The following is a 24,564-nucleotide window of genomic DNA, read 5'->3' on the forward strand; positions in this document are numbered from 1 at the left end:
GCAGCTCCTATCGGTAGTCCACGCACAGGGCGTGGTAGAGCAGGACCTGGTCGCTGAGTTCGGCACAGCGGCGCAGGGTCAGATCGAGGCGGCGCTCGTACCCGAGCGCCTGGTGGGGCAGGAGTACGCCGATGGCCGTACCGCTGTGTGCCACCACGACACCGACCCCGCCCGCCTCGGCACAGATCGCGAGCATCGCGGTCAGGGACCGCTTGGGCCGCAGCTGCTGGTTGAGTTCCGCGCTGCGGGTGGCCACCCGCCCGACGGTCGCCAGGTCACCCACGGCGATGGCGGTGGTGATGGTGTCCAGCAGACGGGCGTACTCGGCGCGGGTGGCGGCGGGGAACGGCTTCGGGATGCGGTTGAAGGCGACGGTGTCCACCGTGCCGCCCTCGTCGATGCCGACCACGGTCAGCGGCGGCAGTACGCCGAGCCGGGCGCGCAGCCGTACCGCCCGGTGGTCGAAGGCCACCACCTCCGGGTACATGACGCCGTCGGTGGGTTCGATCTCCCGCAGGAAGTCCTCGATGTCGGTGTCCGGCAGGTGGACCCCGAGGGCGTTGGCGACCGCGCGGGCGGTCGCCACCAGGTCGGCGGAGGAACTGGCCAGGCCCTTGCCTTCGGGGATGGTGCCGTCGAGCGTCAGTCGTCCCCCGGCGCCGGGCGCATGGACGGCGAGGATCGACTCGGCGAGTCGTCGGGCCTTGGTCTTGTGGGCGGGGGTGACGCTGACCCCGCCCGAGGCGGCCAGCTCGAAGGTCGCGGTGGCCCATCGGGCGATCGGCATGGTGACCAGGAAGTCGACCTGATCCGGCAGCACCCCTTGGAGCAGCTCGCCGAAGGTGCCGAAGGCGGAGCTGACACCGGTGGCGGTCCGGGACCGGTGCGCCTGTCCGGTGCTCACGCCGGTCCTCGTGCCCCGGTGGGCGAGCCGACCGCGAAGAGGCCGTGGACCTCCCGGAGCGCGGCCTCGACGGTGGCCCGACGACGCCCCAACTGCCCGGCCAGCGCGTCGAGCGCGACACCCTGGCGGTCCAGCAGGTCACGGACGTGGTCGGGACGGGCGGACCCCGCCGAGCACTTGACGGCCAACTGACCCCCGCTGTCGAGCCCACGCAGCCGCGCCGCCGGGTCGGTCAACCGGTACCCCGCCGCTTCGGCCAGACCCGCCAGCAACGACGCGTCCGGTCGGTCCAGGGGGTCACCGGCGGCCAGCTTGGCGCGGACGTACCGCCCGACGATCACCTGCGCGGTCCGCCACGGGACCTTCTCGTCGAGGGTGAGCCGGTTGGCGAGGGTGAAGCCGCCGAGGAACTCCCGGTCACAGGCGGCCCGCATCGCCTCGGGACGCCAGTCCAGGTTCTCCAGCACCGTCCGCAGCAGGGCGAGCACCCCGCGCGCCGATCGGAACAGGTCGTGCAGGTGCGCCCCGCCCTCCTTGGAGACCTCGACCATGTTGCTGTACGGGGTGGCCCGTTGCGCGGTGGCCAGGTCGAGGGCGAGGGAGGTCAGGTGGGCGGTACGACCCCGGATCCGTTCCAGCACCGGATAGTTCTTCTTCTGCGGCATGGCCGCGGAGATGCCGGCGAGTTCGTCGGGCAGCTCGACGAAGCCGTACGCGCTGCTCGCCCAGGCCATCAGGTCCGTGACGAACCGGCTCGTCCCCACCCCGAAATGGGACAGCTCGCCGGCGATCTCCAACGCCCAGGCCCGGGACGCGACGGCGGTCAGTGCGTGCGGATACGGACCGGCGCAGCCGAGCAGCAGGGCCATCCGGTCCCGGTCCCAGGGCAGTTCCTGACCGGTGAGCGCACCCGCGCCGAGCGGGCTCAGGTTGATCTCGTCGTAGGTGGCCAGGAGTCGCCGTAGCGTCCGCAGACAATGCTCGACGAGGGCGCTGAGGAAGAAGCCCGGCGTGCTGACCTGGGCGGCCTGCAGGTGGGTGTACCCGGGCATCGGCAGGTGCGTCACGGCAGCGGCCCGGCGCCGGGCGACCCGGGTGACCTCCACCAGCGCCTCGGCGATGTCGAGCAGCTCGCTGCGGGCGTACAGGAGTTGGGCGGTGGCCTGGATGTCGTTGCGGCTGCGGTCCACGTGCCAGGCCGACGGCACCGTCGCCAACCCGGCCAGCACGTGCCGCTCCAGCGCCAGACAGATGTCGGAGAGGTTGGCGGCCGGGTCGGCGGTGATCCGGTCGGCGGTGGCCGTGTCGAGAAGTGCGGCGATGGCGGCCGCCTCGGGCTCGGTGACCAGCCCCATCCGGGCGTACTCGGCCAGCAGCACCCGCTCGACGACCCGGTACCACCCGAGCAGGTGGTCGGCCTCGAACTGGAACTGAGGTGCCAGGACGTGCTCGTGCAGGACGGCGGACGGGGCACGGCCGAGCCGCCCGGTGAGCGGCATCGCGGTCGGCTCCACGACGGGCTGCCCGTTCACGCGCCGGTCCGGGTGGTCACGATCGACCGGAGGAGGGTGACCACCTCGTCGGCGTGGGTGCGCAGGAAGTGCCGTCCCGCACCGGGCAGGACGACCTGCTCGGCGGTCGGGGCGAAGTGCCGCCAGGCCAGCTCGGGACGGGGTTCGGTGGCCAGTCGCATGTCGTCGTCGCCGACGACGACCCAGGTCGGCACCGTGAGTGCCGGCCACCCGTCGCGCGCGTGCTGGAGGAAACGCGCGGCGCCGAGGGTGTCGTGGCGGTACGCCCGCTCGATGAGCGCCTCCCGCTCGCTCTTGAGTTCGTCGAGTTCGGTGTAGGTCGCCTGGGCGGCCATGTGACGGCGGATCTCCCCCTCCCCCATCGCCTGCACCTCGGCGAGATCCGCGGCGAGCTGATGCGGGTCGGCGGTGGCCGCGGCGAGGACCAGTTGGGCTGCGGGTCGACCCCGGTCGTGCAGCAGGCGGGCGCATTGCACCGCGACGGCCGCGCCGCTGCCCTGGCCCCAGAGGATCAGTGGGGTGTCGACCCGCGCGGCGATCTCGTCCGCCAGCCGGGTGGCGACCTGTGCCACGTCCGCGAGTGGCTCCTCGGGGCGGGCGAGGTCGTGCCCGGGCAGTTCGGTGGCGAGCAGAGCGCAGTTCGTCGCCGCGAGGCCGGCGGCGAGCGGTTGGAAGTTGAGGGCGGTGCCGGCCGCGTCGGGCACGGTCACCACAGTCGCCACCGGTTCCTGCGGCGTGGCCAGGGCCTGGAGCAGCTGTGCCTGACCGGTACGACTCGCGGCCTCGGCCAGGTCGGCCAGCACCGGGTTGCTGGTCAGGGTGGTGAGGGTGATGAGGTGCTTGAGCTTCACGACCAGCCGGACCGCCGAGAGCGAGTCACCGCCGAGGGCGAAGAAGTTGTCGGTGCGGTAGATGTCATCGAGCGGACGGTTGAGAACCTCGGCCCAGGCGGCCGCGAGCCGGCGCTCCAGCGGGTTGGTCGCCTGTTCACGCTCCTGGGACACGGTTGCCTGAGCGCCGGCCCGCAGCGCCGCGGCGACGAGTGCGGCCTTGTCGACCTTGCCGTTCTCGGTCAGCGGCAACGCGTCGAGCTGGTGCACCGTGGAGGGGACCATGTGGGCCGGCAGCAGGTCCGCCAACCGCCGTTTGAGGTCCGGCACCGGTTCGTCGGCGGTGAAGAAGGCGGCCAGCCGTTTGCTCGTCCCGATCGGCACCACCACCAGGCAGGCCGAGCGCACCCCGGGCACCCGCAGCAGGGTGTTCTCGACCTCGCCGACCTCGACCCGCATCCCGCTGATCTTGACTTGTTCGTCGCGCCGGCCGAGGAACTCCAGATGCCCGTTGGGCAGCCATCGACCGTAGTCGCCGGTGAGGTACATCCGCTGGTCGGGTCGGAACGGGTCGGGCACGAAGGCTGCCGCGGTTTTGTCCGGGTCGTTGATGTAGCCGGGGCCGACGCAGATGCCCGCGAAGGCGATCTGTCCGGGTGCGCCGAACGGCACCAGGGCGAGTTGACTGTCCAGGATGTACACCGAGACGTTCTGCACGGGGCGGCCGACCGGCACCAGTTCGGTGGCGGGCAGCGCACGCATGATCTCGTGGGTGGTGTCGTCCGAGACCTCTGTCGCACCGTAGGCGTTGACGAGCGGAACGTCGGGGAAGCACCCGAACCAGCGGGCGACGAGACTGCGGGAGATCGCCTCGCCGGTGACGCAGACGATCCGTGGCGTCGGACGCTGATGCGGACTCAGGTCGAGGTGACCGAGCAGGACTTCGAGGTACGAGGGGACGACCTGAAGGACGGTGATCCGCTCCCGGTCGAGAGTGGACACGAACGCCTCGACGTCGAGGATCACCTGCGGCGGCACGAGCACGGTCCGCCCACCGACGAGCAGTGGCGCCAGCACCTGCCACAGGGAGATGTCGAAGCACTGCGGTGCGTTCTGGCAGACGGCGTCCTGCTCGGTGAGGCCAAGGTCGTCGATCTTGGCGCTCAGGTGGTTGAGCATGCCGGCGTGGGCGCAGACCGCGCCCTTGGGCTCACCGGTGGAGCCGGAGGTGAAGTAGATGTACGCGGGGGCGTCGGCCGGTACGGACACCTGTGGGTCGATTGTCGGTCCGGCGGCCTCCAGCGGCAGCACCGGCACGTCGGCGATCGGTTCGGTCGGCACCTCGGCCAGCAGCAGCTTCGTGCCGCTGCGCCGCAGGATGCCGGCGATCCGGGAGTGCGGGTAGGCCGGGTCGACCGGGAGGTAGACCAGGCCGGCCTTGAGGATGCCGAGGATCGCGGCCACCCAGGGCAGGGTCCGGTCGCTGAGCACGGCGACCACGTCGCCGGGGCGGGCGCCGGCCGCAAGGAGCCGGTTCGCCACCGCGTTGGCGCGCTGGTCCAGTTCGGCGTACGTCCAGCGCAGTTCGCCGCGGACGGCGGCGACCGCATGGGGGGTACGCCGGGCCTGCTCGCCGATCAGCTCGTGGGCCCGGCGGTCGGGCAGCTCGCGCAGCTCGCCGTGGAACACGTGCAGTTGCCGCCAGACGTCCTTGCCGGTGAGCAACGAGTGCTTCTCGTGCGGCGCGTCCAGGTCCGCGGCGATGGCCCGCAGCACCCCGTCCAGGTACTCGCCGGTTCGCGACGCGTCGACGCCGCGCAGCAGGTCGGCGGGGTGTTCCAGGCAGACGGCGGTGGGCGGTTCGCCGGTGGGCGTGGCCTCGCCGGTGTCGGTGCCGAGCAGGCCGCGCCAGGGTCCGGGCGGCAGCTCGGGGTCACCGGTCAGGACCGACCTGACCTTGGCCCAGGCCGCCGCGACCACCTGTCGGGTTGGCACCTGCGCGCTGCGGGCCGCCCTCGTCACGGCCGTAGCCGCGGCCTCGGACAGCTCCCATCGATGGTGGTCGACCAATTCCGGTAGTGACTCTGTCACGTACTCGCCCCTCCCCCAGCACCGATCCGTAGTCAGCGTCCGACAACTACTGTAATCTCTGCACAACTACAGTCAATATTAAGTGACTGAAATGGCTGGCTACGAAGGGTCGACCGAAACGGAGGTACGGCGCGTGGAACGGATGCGCCTGCCCAACGGCTACGACGTCATGCAACTCAATGCTGGCGAGACGAGCCTGATGTACCGCAACATCGTGACCGGACGCGCCTACCTGCAACACGGCGTCACCCTGACGCCAGGTGGGACCGTCTTCGACGTGGGGGCGAACGTCGGTGTGGCCTCACTCTTCTTCCACTGGGAGGCCGCAAGCCGCGTCTTCGCCTTCGAACCCGCACCCCGGTGCTACCAGGCACTCGCCGCCAACTTCGCCGAACATCGCATCCGGGGCGCCGCCTACCCGTTCGCGTTGTCCGACCGGCCCGGCAGGGCGGTGCTGACCAACTATCCGCAGATCACCGCGATGACCAGCTTCCACGCCGATCGCGGGTACGACGAACAGCTCACCCGGGCCTTCCTGGCCAACAGCGGGTTCGACACCGACGACATCGAGGAGATGGTGGCCGACCGGCACGACAGCGAGACGCTCACCTGCGAGCTGCGCACCTTCTCCGAGGTCGCCGACGAGTTGGACGGCGAGCCGATCGACCTGCTGAAGATCAACGTGGAGAAGGCGGAGGTCGAGGTGCTGCGCGGGATCGCCGAGCGGCACTGGCCCACGATCCGGCAGGTCGTCGTGCAGCTGCACGACATCGGCGGACGGCTGCACGAGCTGCGGCAGGAACTCACCGAACGCGGATACCGGGTGGGTGTGGCCCAGGATCCGCTGCTGACCGGCACCGACATCTTCGAACTGTTCGCGGTACGCCCCACCGGAGGTGCGCGGTGAACCAACTGACCGACGTGGACCTCGGCGACCCCGAGCTGTACGTCAGCGGCAACCCGTACCAGGTCTGGGACCACCTGCGCGAGCACGCCCCGATGTACCGCAACCGGCGACCGGACGGCTCCGAGTTCTGGGCGATCACCACCCATCGGCTCGCCACCGCCGTCTACGAGGACCGGCAGTCCTTCACCTCCGAGCGCGGCATGCGCATCGGAGGGGAAGGCGCCGCCGGACGGGCCTCCGCCGGCAAGATGCTCATCGTCACCGACGGCACCCGGCACCGACGGATGCGGGACGTGCTCAACCCGGCCTTCACCCCACGATCCGTACGACGGCTCGAGGAGAGCATGCGGGCCATCGTCCGGCAGCTCCTCCACGAGGTACGCGATCTCGACTCGTTCGACTTCGTCGACCGCATCGCCGGACGGCTGCCGCTCTACGTCACCTGTCAACTGCTGGGCGTACCCCGCAACGACTGGGACCTGATGATCGAGCTGACCCGTACCGCGTTCGGCTCGGTCACCGAGGACGGCGGCGACCCGATCAGCGCGGAGCTCCAGGAGCAGGCGCACGCCGACATCTTCCTGTACTCCTCGGACCTGATCGCCGAACGCCGACGTCGACCCGGCGATGATCTGGTCAGCGCCATGGTGACCGGACAGTCGGCCGGCTACCGGATGTCCGACGAGGACATCCAGGTCAACATCAACGGGATCCTGACCGGCGGTAACGAGACCACCCGGCACGCCACGGCCGGCGGGGTACTGGCGTTCATCGACAACCCCACGCAGTGGCAGCGGATGCGACACGACACGGAAGCGGTCATGGCGACCGCCGTCGAGGAGATCCTGCGCTGGACCGCGCCGAGCCTGCACGTCATGCGTACCGCACTCACCGACGTGGTGGTCGGCCCGCAACTCGTCGAGGCCGGTGAACAGGTGACCATCTGGAACCCGGCGGTCAACCGCGACGAGGCGGCGTTCCCCCACGCGTCCCGCTTCGACATCACCCGGTGGCCCAACCGGCACGTCACCTTCGGCATGGGGCAGCACTTCTGCATCGGCGCCGCCCTGGCCCGGCTCGAACTGCGCGTCGCCCTCGACGCGCTGGCCAGTCAGGTGGCGCGTTTCGAGCTGACCGGACCGGTCCGCCGGCTCAGGTCGAACCTGATGTGGGGTCTGGACCAGCTTCCCGTACGCATTCACCTGGAGGACGATCGTGACTGAGGCGCTGACCTCCGCAGGACCGACGAGCAGGCCCGGCACGCCGGCCGAGCTGAGCGACGACCCGCGACACGTCGAGTACTGGCGGCGGCACCTGCGGGGCGCGCCGCCCCGGCTCGGCCTGCCGTACGACCGCCCGCCGGTGTCCGCACCGCCCGCCTCCCCCGCCTCCTGCGAGCTGACCCTGCCACCGACCGTCGGCCGGGCGGTCGCCGTGCTGGCCCGACGCGAGCGGGCGAGCACTCTGATGGTGGTGACCGCCGCCATGGCCGCCTGGGCGTCGCGGCTGACCGGGCAGGACGACATCCTGGTCACCACGCCCCTGGCGAGGGCCCGGCACCCGGAGCACGTCCTGCCCGTGACGGTACGTCTCGACTGCTCCGGCGAGCCCACGTTCACCGACGTGCTGCGCCGTACCCGGGAGGTACTGCTCGACGCGCTGGCCCACCGCAACCTCGACGCGTCGACGCTGTCGGCGATCGCCGGGCCGCCCCAGCTGGTGGTCTCGGTCTCCGACACGCCGCCCGCGATGGTCGACGGCGCACAGTTGCAGCTGTGGTGGGCCGACGACGGCAGCCGTGCCGCGCTGCACTACCGGTCGCCCTGGTTCACCGCCACCACCGCGCAGCGGCTGCTGCACCAGCTCACCCTGCTGCTGGCGGGCGCCGCGGCGCAGGACAGCACGCGCCTGTCCGACCTGCCGATGCTCAGCCCGGCCGACCAGGAGCTGCTGGACCGTCTGCCCCGACCGGGCGCGACGCCGGTCACGGCCGTACCGGCGCAGCTGTTCGCCGAGGTCGCCGCGACCCACCCGGACGCCACCGCGGTCCGGACCCGGAACACCTCGATCAGCTACCGGGACCTCGACGTCCGGGCCACGAAGCTGGCACATCACCTGCGGCAGGCGGGCGCGGGGCCGGGCAGCGTGGTCGGCGTCTGCGTCGGACGCGGCATCGACCTGCCACTGAGCTTCCTCGCCGTGCTCAAGAGCGGGGCGGTGTACCTGCCGCTCGATCCCCGCCACCCGGCCGAACGGCTCCGGGACATCCTCGACGCCGCCGACGCGACACTCGTCGTCAGCACCGCGAGCGAGGCCGTCGCGGTCGCGGCGCACACCGGCCCGCTGCTGCTGCTCGACCGGGACGAGGCCGCGATCGCCGCCCAGCCCGACACCCCGGTCACCGACCTGCCGGATCCGGCGGAACTGGCCTACCTCATCTACACCTCCGGGTCGACCGGGCGACCCAAGGGTGTCGAGGTCACCCAGGCCGGGCTGGCCAACCTGGCGGTGACCCTGCGGGAGGAGTTCGCGGTCGGTCCGCAGGACCGGGTGTCGTTGTTCTCCTCGGCGGCCTTCGACGCCTCCGTCTGGGAGATGACGATGGCCTTCGCCGGTGGGGCGACCCTCGGCGTCCTCACCACCGCCGAGGCGGCCCCGGCCGAGATCGCGGCCGAGATCCGGGAGCTGGGTCTGACGGTCGGCACGTACCCCCCGACCCTGCTCCGGGCGCTCACCCCGGACGACCTCGGCGACCCGCGCCTGGTCGTCTCCGCCGGGGAACAGTGCGACACCGACCTCGCCGCCGCCTGGGCGCCGGGCCGCCGGTTCGTCAACGCGTACGGCCCGACGGAGACGACGGTCTGTGCCACGTTCACCGACGTCGCCGCCCCGGTCACCGACGCGCCTGCGATCGGCACCGCCCTGCCGAACCTCGCGGTCCACCTGCTCGATCATCGGTTGCGGCCGGTACCGGTCGGCGCGCCCGGCGAGATCTTCGTGGCCGGAGTGGGCCTGGCCCGCGGATACCGCCGCCAGCCCGCGCTGACCGCGGCAGCCTTCCTGCCCGACCCGCACGGCCCGGCCGGCTCGCGCATGTACCGCACCGGTGACCTCGGCCGATTCGGCAACGACGGCCGGCTGTACCACCTCGGGCGGGTGGATCATCAGGTGAAGCTGCGCGGTTTCCGGGTCGAACTGGGCGAGATCGAGCATCATCTGATGGCTCAGCCCATGGTGCGCGACGCGGCGGTGGTGATGCGCCGCGACGGTGATCACGACCGGCTGGTCGCGTACCTGACCGTCGACGAGGCGCGCACCGACCCGGTGGCGCTACGCGGAGCGCTGCGCGCGGCGTTGAGCCGGGCGCTGCCCGAGTACATGCTCCCGGCCGCCTACGTGGTGCTGGACGCGATGCCGCTGAACAGCAGCGGCAAGATCGACCGTGCCGCCCTGCCGGAGTCGTCGGGCGAGGCGCCCGCCGGGCCGGTCGAGCAGTGGCAGACCCCGGACGAGCAGCGCATCGCCGGCCTGTGGCGGGACGCGCTGGGAGTCGCCCAGGTACGGCGTACCGACAGCTTCTTCGAGCTGGGTGGACACTCGCTGGTGGCGGCCCAGATGATCGGCTCGGTGCGGCAGGCGTACCAGCTCAACCGGTTGCCGATGCGACTGCTGTTCGAGAAGCCGGTGCTTGCCGACTTCGCCGCAGCGGTCGCCCGGCTGTAGTACCCGGTGCGGTGGACCCCTCAGCCGGCCAGATCCTCGGCGATGATCCGCAGGAGGGCCGGCGAGGGGTCCAGGAACGCCCAGTGGTCACCGTCGAGACTGACCGCCCGATCCTGACCGAACCGGGTCCAGCCGGTGGTCAGGCTCGGCGGGACCGTCCGGTCGTCGCGCCACGAGAGCACGGTGACCGGGCAGGGCATCGGTGCGGGGGCAGCACCACCGAAGTCACGGTAGGCGCGCAGATCCGACTCGACCGCCTCCATCGCCAGCTCGACGATCTCCGGTGAGGGCTCGGTGCCGCGCGCCCGCATCAGGTCGGCGACGACCTCGGGCAGGCGGTCGGCGGGCACGTCGAGCAGGCTGCCGAACGGGACCTGGTCGGGGGCGACCATCGAGGAGGCGAAGAAGCGCCGTGGCCGGTGGCCGGCCGCGGCCAGCCGCAGCGCCACCACGTACGCGGCGAAGACGCTGTTGCAGTGCGCGAAGAGGGCGTACGGCCGATCCAACAGCGGCTCGACGGCGGCCAGGAGATCCTCCGCGAACGGCTCGTACGCCTGGTGGGCCGGTTCCAGCAGCCGGTTCTCCCGACCCGGTGGTTGCAGCAGGCAGACCTCGACCTCGCCGATGCGGCGCGGCCAGCGGTGATACATCGACGCGCCGGCACCGAGGTACGGCAGGCAGAACAGGCGAGCGACCGGATCACCGGAGACCGGGCGTAGCAACCATCCGTTCGCGCGTGCGGCGTCTACCGTCACGGGTCCTCCCTCATCAGGGCAGACGGATCCGCGCGAGCGCGGCGCGATCCACCTTCCCGGTCGTCGTGGTGGGCATGGTGCGCAGCGCACCGATCGCGGTGGGTCGCATGTGTCCGGGCAGCTTGTCGCGCAGGTACGCGCGAAGCGTGTCGAGCGCCGACGCCGACGCGGCCGGGCGCAGCTGCACGTACCCGACGAGACGCTGGTCCGCGCCGACCGGTACGGCCACGGCGGCGGCCACCGCGACGTCGGGGTGCTCGCTCATCACGTTCTCGATCTCGCCGAGCTCTATCCGGTGGCCACGGATCTTCACCTGGTCGTCGTCGCGGCCCCGCAGTTCGAGCCGCCCGTCGGGCAGCACCAGCGCCCGGTCGCCGGTGCGGTAGAGCCGCTCGCCGGGATGATCGGGGTCGGGTACGAAGCGCTCGGCGGTCAGCGCGGGCCGGCCGAGATAGCCACGGGCCAGGCAGACACCACCGAGGCAGAGTTCGCCGACGGTACCGGGAGGCACCGGTCGCAGCGCGCGGTCCAGGACCACCGCCCGGGTGCCGGGAATCGCGGTACCGATCGGCAGCACGCCGGGTTGTGGCCCGGGCGGCACGATGTCGCTGACCGCGTACATGGTCGCCTCGGTGGGGCCGTACAGGTGGTGCACCCGCTCGACGCGCTCCGCCAGTCGACCGCCGAGGGCCGGTGGCACCCGGTCGCCGCCGATCAGGGCAACCAGCCCGCCGTCCCCGGTCCAGCCAGCGGTGAACAGCATCTGCCAGGTCAAGGGGGTGGCGTGCAGGTAGCGCGGCGTGGTGGTGGCCAGCAGCTGCGCCAGGTCGGGGCCGCTGCGCGCCTGCTCACGGCCGGCGATCTCGACCTGTCCGCCCGTGGTGAGCGGCATCAGCAGTTCCAGCATGGCGATGTCGAAGGTGAGCGGGGTGACTGCGAGGAGGCGTTCGCCAGAAACGTAGGTCAGCGCCTCGGCGGTCGCGGTGAGGCAGTTGGCCAGCGCGCCGTGGGTGACGCCGACTCCCTTGGGGCGCCCGGTGGAGCCGGAGGTGTAGAGCAGGCAGGCGAGCTGCTGCGGATGGCCGTCGAAGTCGACCTCCCCGGACACCGGGGCGAGCGTGTCCAGGCGCAGCACCGGCAGCCCGGCCAGGGTGGGCGGCACCTGTTGCGTCCCGTCGGTGAGCAGGAGGCGGGCCTGGGCGTCGGTGGCGACGTAGCGGAGCCGGTCCGCCGGGTGGGTGGCGTCCATCGGTACGCAGACCGCACCGGCCGCGGCGATGCCCAGCAGCACCGCGGGCAGGTCCGCGCTGCGGTCGGCCAGGACCGCGACCCGGTCCTCGGCCCGGATTCCGGCGGCGGTGAGCCGGTCGGCCACGGCCCGGGCCAGACCGGCGACGGCCTGGTAGTCGCGGGTGTGGGACCCCTGACGTACGGCCGGGGCGTGCGGAGCACGCTGCGTCCACCGACGCACCATCTGGGGTACGGCGAGGGTCGTACCGGCCGCCGTCATGACACGGTCTCCGTGATGAAGCGGGCCAGCCGTCCGACGCCGTCGACGATCTCCTGCTCGGTGAGGTAGCTGACGGACAGACGTACGGCGTGCTGCCCGGCGTCGGGGTGCACGTGGAAGTAGCTCATCGGCGTCCACAGCACCCCGTACCTGCGGGCGCAGTCGTCGAGTTGCTCGTCGCCGGCGACGAACGGCACGGTCAGGCTCAGGAAGAAGCCGCTGTCCGGGTCGTTCCAGCTGATCCCGAGCCGGTCGCGTACCGGCTGCGGGAATCGGCGGTCCAGCTCGGCGCGGAGCAGGCGCATCATCGCCGAGTATCGGCGGGCGGCCGGTGCGGTGGCCTCGCCGAGCCGGTGACCGGCGCGCAGCAGCAGTCCACCGATGAGTGCCTGGCTGACCGGTGAGGTGTTCACCGTGACCATGCTCTTGATCTTGCTGAGTTCGTCGGCCAGCAGGCCGGTGCCGTCGGGCCGGTACACGGTCTGGTCGGCGATGACATAGCCCACGCGGGCACCGGGAAACGCCGACTTGGCGAACGATCCCACGTGGACGACCTGCCCGTGTCGATCGAGCGCCTTGAGCGTGGGTGGACGGTCGGCGGGGCCGAGCAGACGGTACGGGGTGTCTTCGAGCACCACCGTGCCGTACGGCCGCAGCACCCGCAGCAGCTGCTCGCGGGCGTGGCGGCTCATCGTGGTGCCGGAGGGATTGGCGGCGTCCGGGACCAGGTACAGCAGTCGGGCCCGTCGCTTCTCGGCGTGCAGCCGGGCCAGCAGGCGGTCCAGATACGCCAGGTCGGGACCGTCGGTGGTCTCCGGGACCGCCTCGACACGCACGCCGAGCAGACTCGCCACGCCGGTGACGCCGGTGTAGCAGGGATCGGGAACCAGCAGCACGTCGTCGGGGCCGGCACAGAATGCCCGGACGGTGATCAACAGCCCTTCCTGCGCCCCGACCGTGATCACGTACGCCTCGGGGGCGACGTGGATTCCCTCGTCCTGGGCGACCGTCCGGGCGACGATGTCGCGGATCGTGCCGGCGGTCGGGCCGTACTGGAACAGCTCACGGGTCAGGGCGTTCCCGGTCTGCCCGCCGGCCTGTCGGTGTTCGAGGTAGGCGCCCAGGTGCCCGGACAGCTCCGCCAGGTCGTACCCGTCCTCGAAGGGACGACCGGGTGCGAACGACACCGCGTCGGGATAGCGGGCGACGATCTCGTTGAGGAAGGTCATGGTGCGCAGCACCGGATGACGCAGGCTCGCATGCAGGTCGGTGAGATGCAGGCCGGTCGGCAGCGCGCCGCCGGTCCGCTCGGGTGGACCGGTGGCCGGGGCGGTGACGGGGGCGGTGACCGTCGCCGGACCGATGGCGGCGACGGTGGCCAGACCGGTCAGGAACATGCTCTCGACGAACTCCTCGGTCAGGATGCGGAGGACCTCGCCGACCCCCTGTTCCCCGTCGACGGCCAGCCCGTGCAGCACCGGCCGTCCGACGAGCACGGCCGTGGCGCCGAGAGCCAGCGCGCCGAGGACGTCGGCGCCGGTGCGTACGCCGCCGTCGAGCAGGACCACGGCGGCGCCGTCGACGGCGCGGGCCACCTCGGGCAGGGCGTCGAGGGACGCGGGCGCGCCGTCGAGCTGCCGTCCACCGTGGTTGGAGACGACGACACCGGCGACGCCCGCCGCGACGGCCAGTCGGGCGTCCTCGGCGGTCAGCACCCCCTTGACGATCACGGGGAGCGTGGTCGAGGCGCACAACCGGGCGACGGCGTCCCAGGTGAGCCCGGTCGCGAAGTGGCTCTCCGCGTGCCCGGCGGGACGGGCGGCCCCGGTGCGCCAGGACGCGGGCAGGTTGACCGGTACGACGCCATCCGGCAGCCGGAAGCCGTTGCGCAGGTCACGCAGGCGGCGACCGAGACGGGGAGCGTCGACGGTGAGCACCAGCGCGTCGAACCCCGCCCGCTCGGCCGTACGCACCAGATGTGCCGTCGCGGCGGGATCACGCAGTGGGTACAGCTGCAACCACAGCGGCGCGGTGGTCTCTGCGCGGATCTCGTCGAACGCGCGACCGGCCATGGTGCTGACGACGAGCGGTACGCCACAGGCACCGGCGGCCCGCGCGGTGGCCAGTTCGCCGTCCGGATGGACCAGGGTGTGGTACGCCAGCGGCGCGATGCCGACCGGGACGGCCCAGACGCCACCGAGGACGTTGACCCTCGGGTCGACCTCGGTCACCCCGGTCAGCACCCGGGGCCGGAGCCTGATCCGCGCGAACGCGTCCCGGTTGGCCGCGAGGGTCCGTTCCCGGCCGGCGCCGCCCTCGACGAAGTCCCAGACCTCGACGGGTAGCTTGCTGCGGGCGGTGGCGGCGAGGTCGTCGAGGGTGAGGTACGCCGTCATCGGGTCCGCGTGCTCTCGCGTTGGCGCTCGCGTTCCACCGCCTCGTAGAGGGCGCGGATGTTGGCGCTGCCGAAGCCACGGGCGTCGTTGCGCTGGATCAGCTCGTAGAAGAGGGTCCGACGCGGGTACGGCGAGCGGGTGAAGATCTGGAGCAGGTAGCCCCACTCGTCGCAGTCGGCGAGCACCCCGGTGTCGCGCAGGTCCGCGATGCGGTCGCGCAGCGAGGTGACCCGTTCCAGCAACGTCTCGTAGTAGACGCCCGGTGGGGTGAGGAAGCTGACCCCGGCGTCGCGCCCCTGCCGGACGGCGGTGACGATGTCGTCGACGAGGAAGGCCAGGTGCTGCACGCCCGCTCCGGCGTGCCGGTCGAGGAACTCGTCGATCTGTCCGGGCGCGTGCGACAGGTCGGGCTCGATGAGGGTGAAGGTGATGGCGCCGGACGGGCTGCGGACCACCACCGAGTCCATCGCCTGTGCCCCGACCTCGATGTACTCGCTGGAGTAGCGGGGCAGGCCGAAGGCGTCGGCGTAGTGGTCGGCGGTCTGTTGCAGGGTCCCCCCGGGCAGGCAGACGGCGATGTGGTCGAGGGCCTGGATGTCGAGCGCGCCCCGGGAGACGGGCTGTTCGGGCAGGTAGGTCCAGGACAGGCCGGGCGGCAGAGGATCGGCTCCGACGGGGAGCAGGGTGTGCACGACGGGTCCGAACCCCGCGGCGCGGGCGGCGCCGGCCGGCGCGGGCAGCATCGGCGTCGCGGACCGTACGAGCCGGCGGACGTCCGCGTCGAGGTCGGTGCTCGTCATCGGGACGTCGATGATGCCCGCGCCGTGCCGGTCGAGGTGCTTCGCGTACGGCCCGTGGGCGCCTACCGGGGACGACACGACGATGGTCACCGGGCCGTTTCGCAACGCCAACGCCTGCCGATCGGCGTCGACGGCGCGGGCCGCCGGAGCGAAGGCGAGTTGGTCGGACAGGTAGCCGATGACGCTCTGCGGATCGTCGGTGACCAGGTCCAGGTACGGGATGTCACGGAACACTTCGACTCCCACCACTGTTGACTGTTGTTATGTCTGCTTTACTCTTGTCACGTTAGTTGTTTAGTATCGCCTCGTCAACGGCGCGCGGGACGCGGACCGCCACGGCAGCCGACGTCGGTGTGACCGGCGGCTTTTCCCTGATCGGAGTCGCATGACCAGTCAGATGAGGATCCTTATCCGCGACGAGAAGAACGACGTCGAGGCGTTCGTCGTCGTCGACTCACTCGTCGCCGGCCGGGCGATGGGCGGAACCCGGATGACCACCGACGTCACCGTCGACGAGGTCGCCGGCCTCGCCTCGGCGATGACGAGAAAACTGGCTCTGGCCGGGGTGCCGATCGGCGGCGCGAAGGCCGGCATCCGCTGCGGTCTGCCACCGGGGCCGCACCGCGACAAGGTCCTGACGACGTTCGGCCGGCAGATCACCCCGCTGCTGCGCGGCGGCCTGTACCTCGGCTCGGACCAGGGCATCACGCACGACGACCGGGATCTGTTCTTTTCCGCCGCCGGCTTCGATCCCCGGCGTCAACTCCCCTGGCTGCCGTGCAGTTGGGGGGAACTGTGGCAGCGCTGCCGCGAGGTGACCGGGCTCGGGGTCTGCGAGGCGGTCGACACCGCCGCCGACCAACTCCTCGGACCGGAGGCGGTGCGTTCCATCGTCATCCAGGGCTTCGGTGTCGTCGGCCGGGCGGTCGCCTCCGGGCTCGCCGCCCGCGGCTATCCGATCGTCGCCGTCGCCGACCGGCTCGGCACCATCAGCGCCACCGGCGGACTCCCGGTCAGCGCGCTGCTGGACGCCACCGACAGCACCGGCACCATCGACCGACGCCGCCTGCCCACCGGACTCGAGTTGACCGACACGCCGGACGCCTGGCTCGACGTCCCCGCCGACGTCCTGGTCCTCGCCGCCGGCAGCGGCGCCGTCAACGAGACGAACGTGGACCGGGTCATCCCGCACCTGCTCGTCGAGGCCGGCAACCTGACCTGCACCCCCGCCGCCGAGAAGCTGCTCATCCAGCGCGGCGCGCACACCCTGCCCGGCCCGGTGGTCAACGTCGGGGCGGCGGCGGTGACAGGAATGCTGCTGACCAACTCGGTCGGCACGTACACCGACCCGGACAGCCTGGTCGCCGCCCTGTTCGAGACCGTCGCCACGATCATCCGGGGCAACACGGCAGAAGTCATCACCCAGGCCCACGGCACCGACCGCCCGCTGAGCGTCGTCGCCGACTCCCTCGCCGCCCAGCGCGTCCACGCACGCGCCACCGCCGCGGAACCGCTGAGCGTATGAACCCGCGCGTCTGTGTGTACCACCCGAGCATGGGCCCGGCCATCACCCGGGCACTCCAGGCAGCCCACCCAGGGGTACGCGTCGACGTCGCGTCCGACCTGCGGACCGACCCGCCGCAGCCGGAGACGATCGACGTACTGGTCGCCAACCGGCTGCCGGACGGCCTGCTGAGTCGGTGCACCCGGCTGTCCTGGCTGCACCTGACCGGAACCGGCACGGATCATCTCGCCGCCGCCGGTGCGCCGCCCGGACTGCGGGTCACCACCTCCGCCACCGTCCCCGTCCGGGCCGTCGCCGAGTTCGCCTGGACGGCGGTCCTGGCGTTGGCCAAGGACCTGCCCCGACTCCGTGACCAGCAGCACGAGCAGCGCTGGCAGCTACCCGACGCGCGGCTGGTCGCCGGCTCCCGACTGCTGCTGCTCGGCCTGGGCCGCATCGGTTCGGCGGTGGCCGAACTGGCCGCCGCGTTCGGGGTACGGGTCACCGCGATCACCCGCACCGCCCGACCGTCACCACTGGCCGGCACGGTCCTGCCGCCGCACGTCCTGCGGGCCGCCGCCGCGGACACGGACCACCTCGTCAACACCCTGCCGAGCAACCCGGGCACCCGCGGTCTGGTCGACCGGCAGGTGATCGAGGCACTGCCGGACGACGCGGTCGTGGTCAACGTCGGCCGCGCCGACACCGTGGACACCGCCGCCCTGGTCGACAGGCTGCGGGCCGGGCGGTTGCGCGGCGCGGTACTGGACGTGCACGACGAGGAGCCGCTGCCACCGAACAGCCCGCTGTGGAGCGTGCCCCGGTTGTTCGTCACGCCGCACGGGGCGTACCGCTTCCCCGAGGAGGAACACGCTGTGGCGAAGGTCTTCCTCGCCGAGTTCGCGGCCTGGTCGGCCGCGGTGGCACCGGCCGACCAGGGTGCTGCCGGCTGCCCCTACCTGGCCCGGACGGAGATCGCATGACCACCCAGGTCACCCTCGACACCACCGCCATGCTCGCCGAGGCGGACCACCCGGTCGACCCGGACGCCCACTACCAGCAGGGCCTGCACCGGCTCGCCGACGCCCTCCGCAGGGAGGCCCGACTGCACCCGCAGGGTGCGGCCGCCGTACACGCCGGTCTGGTCGCGGCCCTCCGGACGCGGACCGCGGTGGACCGGCTGCACGCGCAGGTACCGCAGGTCGGCGCCGTCCCGGTGCGCCGGCCGATCTTCGTGACCGGGCTGCTGAGAAGCGGCACCACCCTCGTGCAGAACCTGCTCACCGAACACCCCGCGCTGCGGGCGCCCGCGTTGTGGGAGCTGATGCTGCCGGTCAGCGAACCCGGCGCGGACGCGCGGACGCTCGCCGACCGGGCCCAGGGGTACGTCGACGAGTACTACCGGGTCGCCCCGCTGTTGCGGTCGATGCACTTCCTCGACGCGAACCGCCCCGACGAGTGCCACCGGCTGACCGGCAACGCCTTCGCCAGCATGGTCTACGGAATGCGCTACCGGGTGCCGTCGTACGACCGTTGGCTCGACGAGACCGGCATGGTGCAGGCGTACCGGGACCACCGACGCCAACTCCAGGCGATCCTGTGGCGTCGCCCCGGCCGTCAGGTGGTCCTCAAGTGCCCGTTCCACCTGTGGCATCTGCGCGACCTGGTCCAGGTCTACCCCGACGCGCGGATCGTGGTGCTGCACCGCGATCCCGCCGTCACCGTGGCCTCCACCTGTCTGCTCTGCGAGACGGTACGCGGCGCCCGCACCGCGACCATCGACCGGCACGAGATAGGTCGGCAGTGGTCGACGGCGGTCGGCACCGGACTGCGCCGCTACGCGCGCGACCGCGGCACCCTGCCCCCGACGGTGCAACTGATCGAGGCGGACTACCCCGCCCTGCTCCGCGATCCGATCGCCGTCCTGCGCGACATCTGCGACCAGCTCGGCATCGGGCTGGCGGCACCGGCCGAGGCGGCCATGCGCCGCTACCTCGCGAACCACCCGCAGTACAGCACCGGTGCCTACCGGTACCGGGCCGAAGACTACGGACTCGATCCGGCCCGCCTGGCCCGGGAGTTCGCCGCGTTCCACCGTCCGTGACTCCGCACCGCGACCAGCAGCAGCACCGCCGCATCAGGGAGGACCCCCGTGACCACACCCCAATCTCGCGCCGCCGCGCTGATCGCGGCCACCAACGACGCCACGGTCGGGGCGGGCGAGGCGCTCACCATCGGCTTGTTGACGCCGGTCACCGGTCCCGGTGACGCCACCGCCGGTGAACTCATCGTGCGGGCGGCCTGCCTCGGCGCGGAGTACCTCAACGAACGCGGCGGCGTACGCGGCGGGCTGCCGGTGCGGCTGGTGCTGCAGAACGACCAGCCCCAGGAGGAGGGCGAGATCATGCAGCGCAGCGCCGTCGGCGGGCTGGCGAAGCTCGCCCTGGTGGACCAGGTGCACGCGGTCATCGGGCAGTGGCATCTGCGGACCGCACCCGGGGTGTCGGCGGCCGCCGAACTGTTCGGCGTGCCGCTGTTCGTGGAGAACGGGCACAGCACGCTCACCCAGCAACGTCGCCGCACCCTCTTCCGCACCTACTTCACCATCGCCGACCGGGCCCCGATGATCGCCGACCTGCTCGTCGAACAGGGGGTCCGCAAGGCGGGGATCCTCGCGGCGGACACCGTCTTCGGTCTGATGAACGCCGACACCATCGCCGACGAGTTGACCGCCCGCGGCGTCGAGGTGCTCCGCTTCGACTTCCCGCAGGACACCACCGACGACGTCCGCGACCAGCTCCGGGCGGTCAAGGACTTCGCACCGGACGTCCTCATCAACGGCGGCGTGGTCCGCACCAACTACATGATCATCCAACAGGCCGCGGAAGTCGGACTGCTGCCCGGACCGATGCTCGTGGTCCTCTTCCCCTTCCCGATGCGCTCGCAGGACTACTGGCGTCTCGCCGGCGAGGTCGGCAACCACGTCATCTGGCCCGCGCTGCTGTACCGGCCGTCCTGGCCGGGCCTGACGGAGATCGGTCGCTGGTTCACCGAGCGCTACGCCGAACGCTTCGGTTCGTTCCCACCGGACAACGCGCTGAACGCCTTCACCGACGTCACGATCCTCGGCCAGGCCGCCGACGCCGCGAGCGAACTGAGCCGCGAGGCGCTGATCGAGGCGCTGGAGACCCACGAGTTCGACACCTGGCGGGGCCCGGTGCGGTTCCAGCGGGACGACCAGCACTGGCATCACAGCCCGCCACCTATCGTCCTGATGCAGTACCAGCAGGTCGGACAGACCTTCGACGAGGCGACGATCGTCTACCCGCCCGAGGCCCGTACCGGCACGCTGACCCGCCCCGACCACGACGCGCAGGTCGTCCGGTGACAGATCACGCAGGTACGACGGCCGCCGCCCGGCTCGTCGCCACGCTGCGCGCGCACGGCGTGGACCGCGTCTTCTGCGTACCGGGCGAGAGTTTCCTGCCGGTGCTGGACGGGCTCGCCGACGCCGGCATCGACCTGGTCACCTGCCGCCACGAGGGTGGGGCCGCCTTCATGGCGCTGGCGGACGCCAAACTCACCGGCACACCGGGGGTGGTGCTCGTCAACCGTGGCCCGGGTGCGACGAACGCCGCGATCGCGGTGCACTCGGCGGACCTCGACGCCACCGGGCTGCTGCTGATCGTCGGCGACGTGCCCACCGTCGAGCGCGGGCGACGCTCCTTTCAGGAACTCGACCACCAGGGCACCTTCGCCGGCATGTCGCGCGGGGTGTTCACCGTCGGACATCCCCATCACGTCGCCGAGTTCACCGCCCGCGCTCTCGCCGCCGCACGCGGTGGGGTGCCCGGACCGGCGGTGCTCGTCGTACCGGAGGACGTGCTCACCGCACCGGTGCCGACGATCGTCTCCGGGGCACCGGTGGCGACCGAGGTCGCCCCTGCGCCGGCCGACGCGATCGACCGGGCCCTGGCCCTGTTGTCCGGGAGCCGACGGCCGGTCCTGGTCGCCGGTTCCCAGGTGGACGCCCCGCAGGGCCGACGCGCGCTGAAAGAGGCCGCCCACCGACACCGCCTGCCGGTGCTGGTGACGAACAAGCGGCAGGACCTGTTCGACAACACCGACCCGTTGTACGCCGGGCACCTGCACCTGGCGACCCCGGCACACCAGCGCGACCTGGTCGGGCGCGCCGACCTGGTGCTGGCCGTCGGCACCCGGCTCGACGCCGTCAGCACCCAGCGGTACACGCTGCCCGACCCGGGCACCGCCCTGGTGCACGTGTACCCCGACGCGACGGTGCCCGGTGGTGCCTACCGGCCCCGGCTGGCGTACGCCTGCTCCCCGATCGCCTTCCTGGAGCAGCTCGCCGCCGCACCGCCGCGTGCCATCGTCGACGACGACTGGGTCCGGCAACTCGCCGACCACGAGGCCGAACAGGCACGGTGGGCTCCTGTCACCGCCGGCGACGGGGTGGTGTTCGGTCGGGTCGTCGCGGTGCTGAGCGACCTGACCTCGGGGCGTGGCGTGGTCACCATCGACGCGGGCAACTTCACCTCCTGGGTGCACCGGTACCACCGGGTGGTCGAGGAAGGCCGGCTGCTGGGCATCGGGTCGAGCGCGATGGGTTTCGGCGTACCGGCGGGTGTGGCGGCCGCACTGCGTCACCCGGAGCAGCCCACGGTCGTCTTCGTCGGCGACGGGGGTTTCCTGATGACCGGCAGCGAACTGGCCACCGCGGTCCAGCGCCACGCCCGAGTGGTCATCGTCGTCGCCGACAACGGCAGCTACGGCACGATCCGCCAACACCAGGAGCGCCGCTGTCCGGGGCGGGTCGTCGGCACCGACCTGACCAATCCCGACTTCGCCCTGCTCGCCCACGCGTACGGGGCGTTGGGTCTCACCATCGGCACCGACGCCGAGGTGGAGCCGGTGCTGTCGAAGGCGCTCGCCCACCCCGGCCCGGTCGTGGTGCACGTACGCACCAGCCTCACGCACATCTCCGCCTACCAGCGCCTCACCGCCCCCGGGAGGGTCCGATGAACCTCGTGCAGCGACTGACCGGTCTCGTCGGTGCCGACCACGTGCTGCTCGGTGACGCGATCGGCGCCCGGTACGCACAGGATCTGTGGGGCAGCGACCGGGTCGGTACGCCGACGGTGGTGGTCCGCCCGGCGGACACCGGTGAGGTCGCGGCCGTGCTGGCGGAGTGCCATCGGCGGCGTCAGCCGGTGGTGGTGCAGGGCGGGATGACCGGGCTGGTGGGCGGTGGCGTCCCGGACGCCCACGAGGTGGTGCTCTCGCTGGAACGGATGACCGCGATCGAGGAGATCGACGTGGTCGGCGCGACGATGACGGTCCAGGCGGGTGCGACGCTGCAACAGGTGCAGGAGGCCGCCGAACGACACGGGCTGATGTTCCCGCTGGACCTGGCCTCACGCGGGTCGTGCACGATCGGCGGCTGCCTGGCCACCAACGCGGGCGGTAACCGGGTGCTGCGCTACGGCATGACACGTGACCTGGTGCTCGGCGTCGAGGCGGTGCTCGCCGACGGGACCACGCTGCCCGGGCTGCACAAGCTGGTCAAGAACAACGCCGGGTACGACCTCAAGCATCTGTTCATCGGCTCCGAGGGAACACTCGGGGTGATCACCCGGGCGGTGCTGCGCCTTCAGCCCCTGCCCCGTACCCGTTATGTGGCCTTCTGCGGGCTGCCCGGTGTGGACGCGGCACTGGCGTTGCTGGGCCGGCTCCGCGCGGCGTTGCCGGGCTCGGTGAGCGCATTCGAGGCGATCTGGGACGAGGCGTACCAGTTGATCCTGCCGCTGCGCGACACGGTGCGGACGCCGCTCGTCGGCCGGTACCCGGTCTACGCGCTGGTGGAGATCCAGGGCTCGGACCCGGTCGGCGACACCGAGCGGTTCGTCTCGGCGCTCAACGGCTGCGACGACCTGATCACCGAGTCCGCCGTCGGGCTGGAGCCCGCCGAGGTGGCGGCCCTGTGGGCGGTACGGGAACGAATCCCGTCGCTCATCCTCGGGGGCGAGGGGCCGTTGTTCGGCTTCGACGTGAGCCTGCCCGCGACGTGCCTGGAGGCCTACCTCGCCACTGTCGACCGTGAGTTGCGCGAGCTGTGGCCGCAGGTGTCGTTGCAGGTGTTCGGGCACCTGGGCGACGGCAACGTGCACATCGCGGTGATCACCGGCGAGACCACCCGTCGACGCAAGGCGGAGGTCGAGCACATCGTCTACCGCAACGTGGAGCGCTACCACGGGTCGATCTCCGCCGAGCACGGTATCGGCTTCGAGAAGGAGCCGTACCTGGCCTACTCCCGACGCCCGGCGGAGATCGCGACGATGCGCCTGCTCAAGCAGGCCCTCGACCCGCACGGCATCCTCAACGGCGGGCGGATCTTCGCCACCGGCGCCGACCGGGTGCGGATCGAGTCGGAGGTGCCGGCATGACCCTGCTCCGCAGTTCCCTGCGCCCGTACGGGACCTCGATCTTCACCGCGATGAGCCAGCAGGCGGCCCGGCAGCAGGCGGTGAACCTGGCCCAGGGGGCACCGGACTTCGGTCCACCGGCCGCCCTGTTGGCCGCCGCCGACGAGGCGGTACGCAGGGGCGGGCACCAGTACAGCATGAGCATCGGGGTGCCCGCACTGCGTCAGGCGGTCGCCGCCGACCTGCTGCGCCGCTATCGACGTCAGGTCGACCCGGAGACCGAGGTCACGGTGACCGCCGGTGCCAGCGAGGCGATCTGGTGCGCCGCGCTCGGGCTGCTCGAACCGGGCGACGAGGCGATCGTCCTGGAACCCTGCTACGAGCAGTACCCACCCACCGTGACCGCGGCCGGGGCGACGGTGCGCTACGTCCCCTGTGACTTCCCCGAGTTCCGGCTGGACCCCGAGCGGCTGGTCGAGGCGTTCAATCCGCGCACCCGACTGGTCTTCCTCAACACGCCGTGGAACCCGGCCGGTCGGGTGCTCCGCGAGCCGGAGCTGACGCTCATCGGCGAACTCGCCGAGAAGTACGACGCGTACCTGGTCGCGGACGAGACGTACGAGCACCTGACCTTCGACGGGGTGGCGCACCTTCCGGTCGCCGAGGTCGCGGCGTGCCGGGACCGTACCGTGACGATCTCGTCGGTGTCGAAGACCTTCTCGGCGACCGGATGGCGGGTCGGTTGGGCGGTGGCCCCACCGGCACTGACGGCGGCGCTGCGCGCGGTCAAGCAGTTCGTGACGTTCGCGCCGGCCACTCCCCTGCAACTGGCCACCGCCGTGATGGTGAACGAGGCCCCGGCCAGCGGCTACTACGAGCTGTTGCGCGCCCAGTACGCCCAGCGGCGGGCGGTGCTGCGGGACTACCTGCAACGCACCCCGCTGACCCTGGCCGACAACGAGGGGACCTTCTTCCTGCTCGGCAGGTGCGCCGACGACGACGTCGAGTACTGCACGGAGCTGATCCACAGCCGGGGGGTGGCGGCGATCCCGGCCTCCCGGTTCTACGCCGACCCGCAGCGGGGCCGAGGACTCGTCCGCTTCGCATTCTGCAAACGTCTCGATACGCTGCGGCTGGCGGGTGACCGTCTGACCGCGGGAGGGTGATCT

Annotated in this window: 17 protein-coding genes; 10 read left to right on the forward strand and 7 right to left on the reverse strand. The window is 71.8% G+C overall.

Annotated features, from left to right (window positions below):
- Positions 1-7: 7 nt before the first annotated feature.
- Genes VAB18032_RS17405 through VAB18032_RS17415 form a run of 3 tightly spaced genes read right to left on the reverse strand, consistent with a single transcriptional unit; the run spans position 8 to position 5,261 of the window.
- The gene (locus VAB18032_RS17405; protein WP_013734190.1) at positions 8-904 is read right to left on the reverse strand and encodes a GHMP family kinase ATP-binding protein; all 897 of its coding nucleotides are present in this window, start codon (positions 902-904) and stop codon (positions 8-10) included.
- Positions 901-2,436 carry an argininosuccinate lyase gene (locus tag VAB18032_RS17410; protein WP_013734191.1) on the reverse strand — a complete coding sequence of 512 codons (1,536 nt, stop codon included), beginning with the start codon at positions 2,434-2,436 and terminating at the stop codon, positions 901-903. The genes VAB18032_RS17405 and VAB18032_RS17410 overlap by 4 nt, the downstream gene beginning before the upstream one ends.
- On the reverse strand, positions 2,433-5,261 hold the full coding sequence (locus VAB18032_RS17415; protein WP_050814625.1) for an amino acid adenylation domain-containing protein: 2,829 nt from the start codon (positions 5,259-5,261) through the stop codon (positions 2,433-2,435). Before VAB18032_RS17415 ends, VAB18032_RS17410 begins: the two co-directional genes overlap by 4 nt.
- 238 nt (positions 5,262-5,499) lie before the next feature.
- On the opposite strand from VAB18032_RS17415, the gene VAB18032_RS17420 reads away from it, so the two are divergent.
- Genes VAB18032_RS17420 through VAB18032_RS17430 form a run of 3 tightly spaced genes read left to right on the forward strand, consistent with a single transcriptional unit; the run spans position 5,500 to position 9,987 of the window.
- The gene (locus VAB18032_RS17420; RefSeq protein WP_043724737.1) at positions 5,500-6,264 is read left to right on the forward strand and encodes an FkbM family methyltransferase; all 765 of its coding nucleotides are present in this window, start codon (positions 5,500-5,502) and stop codon (positions 6,262-6,264) included.
- Positions 6,261-7,487 (forward strand): cytochrome P450, encoded by a 1,227-nt coding sequence (locus VAB18032_RS17425; RefSeq protein ID WP_013734194.1) that lies wholly within the window; start codon positions 6,261-6,263, stop codon positions 7,485-7,487. Before VAB18032_RS17420 ends, VAB18032_RS17425 begins: the two co-directional genes overlap by 4 nt.
- Positions 7,480-9,987 carry a non-ribosomal peptide synthetase gene (locus tag VAB18032_RS17430; protein ID WP_013734195.1) on the forward strand — a complete coding sequence of 836 codons (2,508 nt, stop codon included), beginning with the start codon at positions 7,480-7,482 and terminating at the stop codon, positions 9,985-9,987. Before VAB18032_RS17425 ends, VAB18032_RS17430 begins: the two co-directional genes overlap by 8 nt.
- 20 nt (positions 9,988-10,007) lie before the next feature.
- On the opposite strand, the gene VAB18032_RS17435 is transcribed toward VAB18032_RS17430, so the two are convergent.
- The 4 genes from VAB18032_RS17435 to hppD are packed head-to-tail and all read right to left on the reverse strand — an operon-like array spanning position 10,008 to position 15,682.
- A complete protein-coding gene (locus tag VAB18032_RS17435) occupies positions 10,008-10,742 on the reverse strand; it encodes a thioesterase II family protein (protein WP_013734196.1) in 735 nt (244 codons plus the stop codon).
- Positions 10,743-10,755: 13 nt separating this feature from the next.
- On the reverse strand, positions 10,756-12,252 hold the full coding sequence (locus VAB18032_RS17440) for an amino acid adenylation domain-containing protein (protein WP_013734197.1): 1,497 nt from the start codon (positions 12,250-12,252) through the stop codon (positions 10,756-10,758).
- Positions 12,249-14,648, reverse strand: coding sequence for an aminotransferase class I/II-fold pyridoxal phosphate-dependent enzyme (locus VAB18032_RS17445; protein ID WP_013734198.1), 2,400 nt, complete (start codon positions 14,646-14,648; stop codon positions 12,249-12,251). The genes VAB18032_RS17440 and VAB18032_RS17445 overlap by 4 nt, the downstream gene beginning before the upstream one ends.
- Positions 14,645-15,682, reverse strand: a complete 1,038-nt coding sequence (gene hppD, locus VAB18032_RS17450; RefSeq protein ID WP_050814760.1) for a 4-hydroxyphenylpyruvate dioxygenase — start codon at positions 15,680-15,682, stop codon at positions 14,645-14,647. The genes VAB18032_RS17445 and hppD overlap by 4 nt, the downstream gene beginning before the upstream one ends.
- Before the next feature lie 163 nt (positions 15,683-15,845).
- Between hppD and VAB18032_RS17455 the strand changes: the two genes are divergently transcribed.
- From VAB18032_RS17455 to VAB18032_RS17485, 7 genes are read left to right on the forward strand one after another with little or no spacing between them, the layout of a single operon-like run.
- The gene (locus tag VAB18032_RS17455) at positions 15,846-16,973 is read left to right on the forward strand and encodes a Glu/Leu/Phe/Val dehydrogenase dimerization domain-containing protein (protein ID WP_013734200.1); all 1,128 of its coding nucleotides are present in this window, start codon (positions 15,846-15,848) and stop codon (positions 16,971-16,973) included.
- A gap of 29 nt (positions 16,974-17,002) precedes the next feature.
- On the forward strand, positions 17,003-17,935 hold the full coding sequence (locus VAB18032_RS17460) for an NAD(P)-dependent oxidoreductase (protein ID WP_050814627.1): 933 nt from the start codon (positions 17,003-17,005) through the stop codon (positions 17,933-17,935).
- A complete protein-coding gene (locus VAB18032_RS17465; RefSeq protein ID WP_013734202.1) occupies positions 17,932-19,056 on the forward strand; it encodes a sulfotransferase family protein in 1,125 nt (374 codons plus the stop codon). The genes VAB18032_RS17460 and VAB18032_RS17465 overlap by 4 nt, the downstream gene beginning before the upstream one ends.
- Positions 19,057-19,104: 48 nt before the next feature.
- The gene (locus VAB18032_RS17470) at positions 19,105-20,340 is read left to right on the forward strand and encodes an ABC transporter substrate-binding protein (RefSeq protein WP_013734203.1); all 1,236 of its coding nucleotides are present in this window, start codon (positions 19,105-19,107) and stop codon (positions 20,338-20,340) included.
- Positions 20,337-21,995 (forward strand): thiamine pyrophosphate-dependent enzyme, encoded by a 1,659-nt coding sequence (locus VAB18032_RS17475; RefSeq protein WP_013734204.1) that lies wholly within the window; start codon positions 20,337-20,339, stop codon positions 21,993-21,995. Before VAB18032_RS17470 ends, VAB18032_RS17475 begins: the two co-directional genes overlap by 4 nt.
- The gene (locus tag VAB18032_RS17480; RefSeq protein WP_013734205.1) at positions 21,992-23,416 is read left to right on the forward strand and encodes an FAD-binding oxidoreductase; all 1,425 of its coding nucleotides are present in this window, start codon (positions 21,992-21,994) and stop codon (positions 23,414-23,416) included. Before VAB18032_RS17475 ends, VAB18032_RS17480 begins: the two co-directional genes overlap by 4 nt.
- Entirely contained in the window at positions 23,413-24,561 is a 1,149-nt protein-coding gene (locus VAB18032_RS17485; RefSeq protein ID WP_013734206.1) for an aminotransferase class I/II-fold pyridoxal phosphate-dependent enzyme, read from the forward strand. Before VAB18032_RS17480 ends, VAB18032_RS17485 begins: the two co-directional genes overlap by 4 nt.
- The last annotated feature ends 3 nt before the right edge of the window (positions 24,562-24,564 follow it).

Source organism: Micromonospora maris AB-18-032 (genome assembly GCF_000204155.1).
Taxonomy (GTDB): Bacteria; Actinomycetota; Actinomycetes; order Mycobacteriales; family Micromonosporaceae; genus Micromonospora; species Micromonospora gifhornensis.

Excerpts from the sequence above, each read along its gene's own strand:
- VAB18032_RS17465 (WP_013734202.1), top strand. The coding sequence starts at position 17,932 with ATGACCACCCAGGTCACCCTCGACACCACCGCCATGCTCGCCGAGGCG.
- VAB18032_RS17455 (WP_013734200.1), top strand. The coding sequence starts at position 15,846 with ATGAGGATCCTTATCCGCGACGAGAAGAACGACGTCGAGGCGTTCGTC.
- VAB18032_RS17445 (WP_013734198.1), bottom strand. The coding sequence starts at position 14,648 with ATGACGGCGTACCTCACCCTCGACGACCTCGCCGCCACCGCCCGCAGC.
- VAB18032_RS17485 (WP_013734206.1), top strand. The coding sequence starts at position 23,413 with ATGACCCTGCTCCGCAGTTCCCTGCGCCCGTACGGGACCTCGATCTTC.
- VAB18032_RS17480 (WP_013734205.1), top strand. The coding sequence starts at position 21,992 with ATGAACCTCGTGCAGCGACTGACCGGTCTCGTCGGTGCCGACCACGTG.
- VAB18032_RS17460 (WP_050814627.1), top strand. The coding sequence starts at position 17,003 with ATGGGCCCGGCCATCACCCGGGCACTCCAGGCAGCCCACCCAGGGGTA.
- VAB18032_RS17440 (WP_013734197.1), bottom strand. The coding sequence starts at position 12,252 with ATGACGGCGGCCGGTACGACCCTCGCCGTACCCCAGATGGTGCGTCGG.
- VAB18032_RS17420 (WP_043724737.1), top strand. The coding sequence starts at position 5,500 with ATGCGCCTGCCCAACGGCTACGACGTCATGCAACTCAATGCTGGCGAG.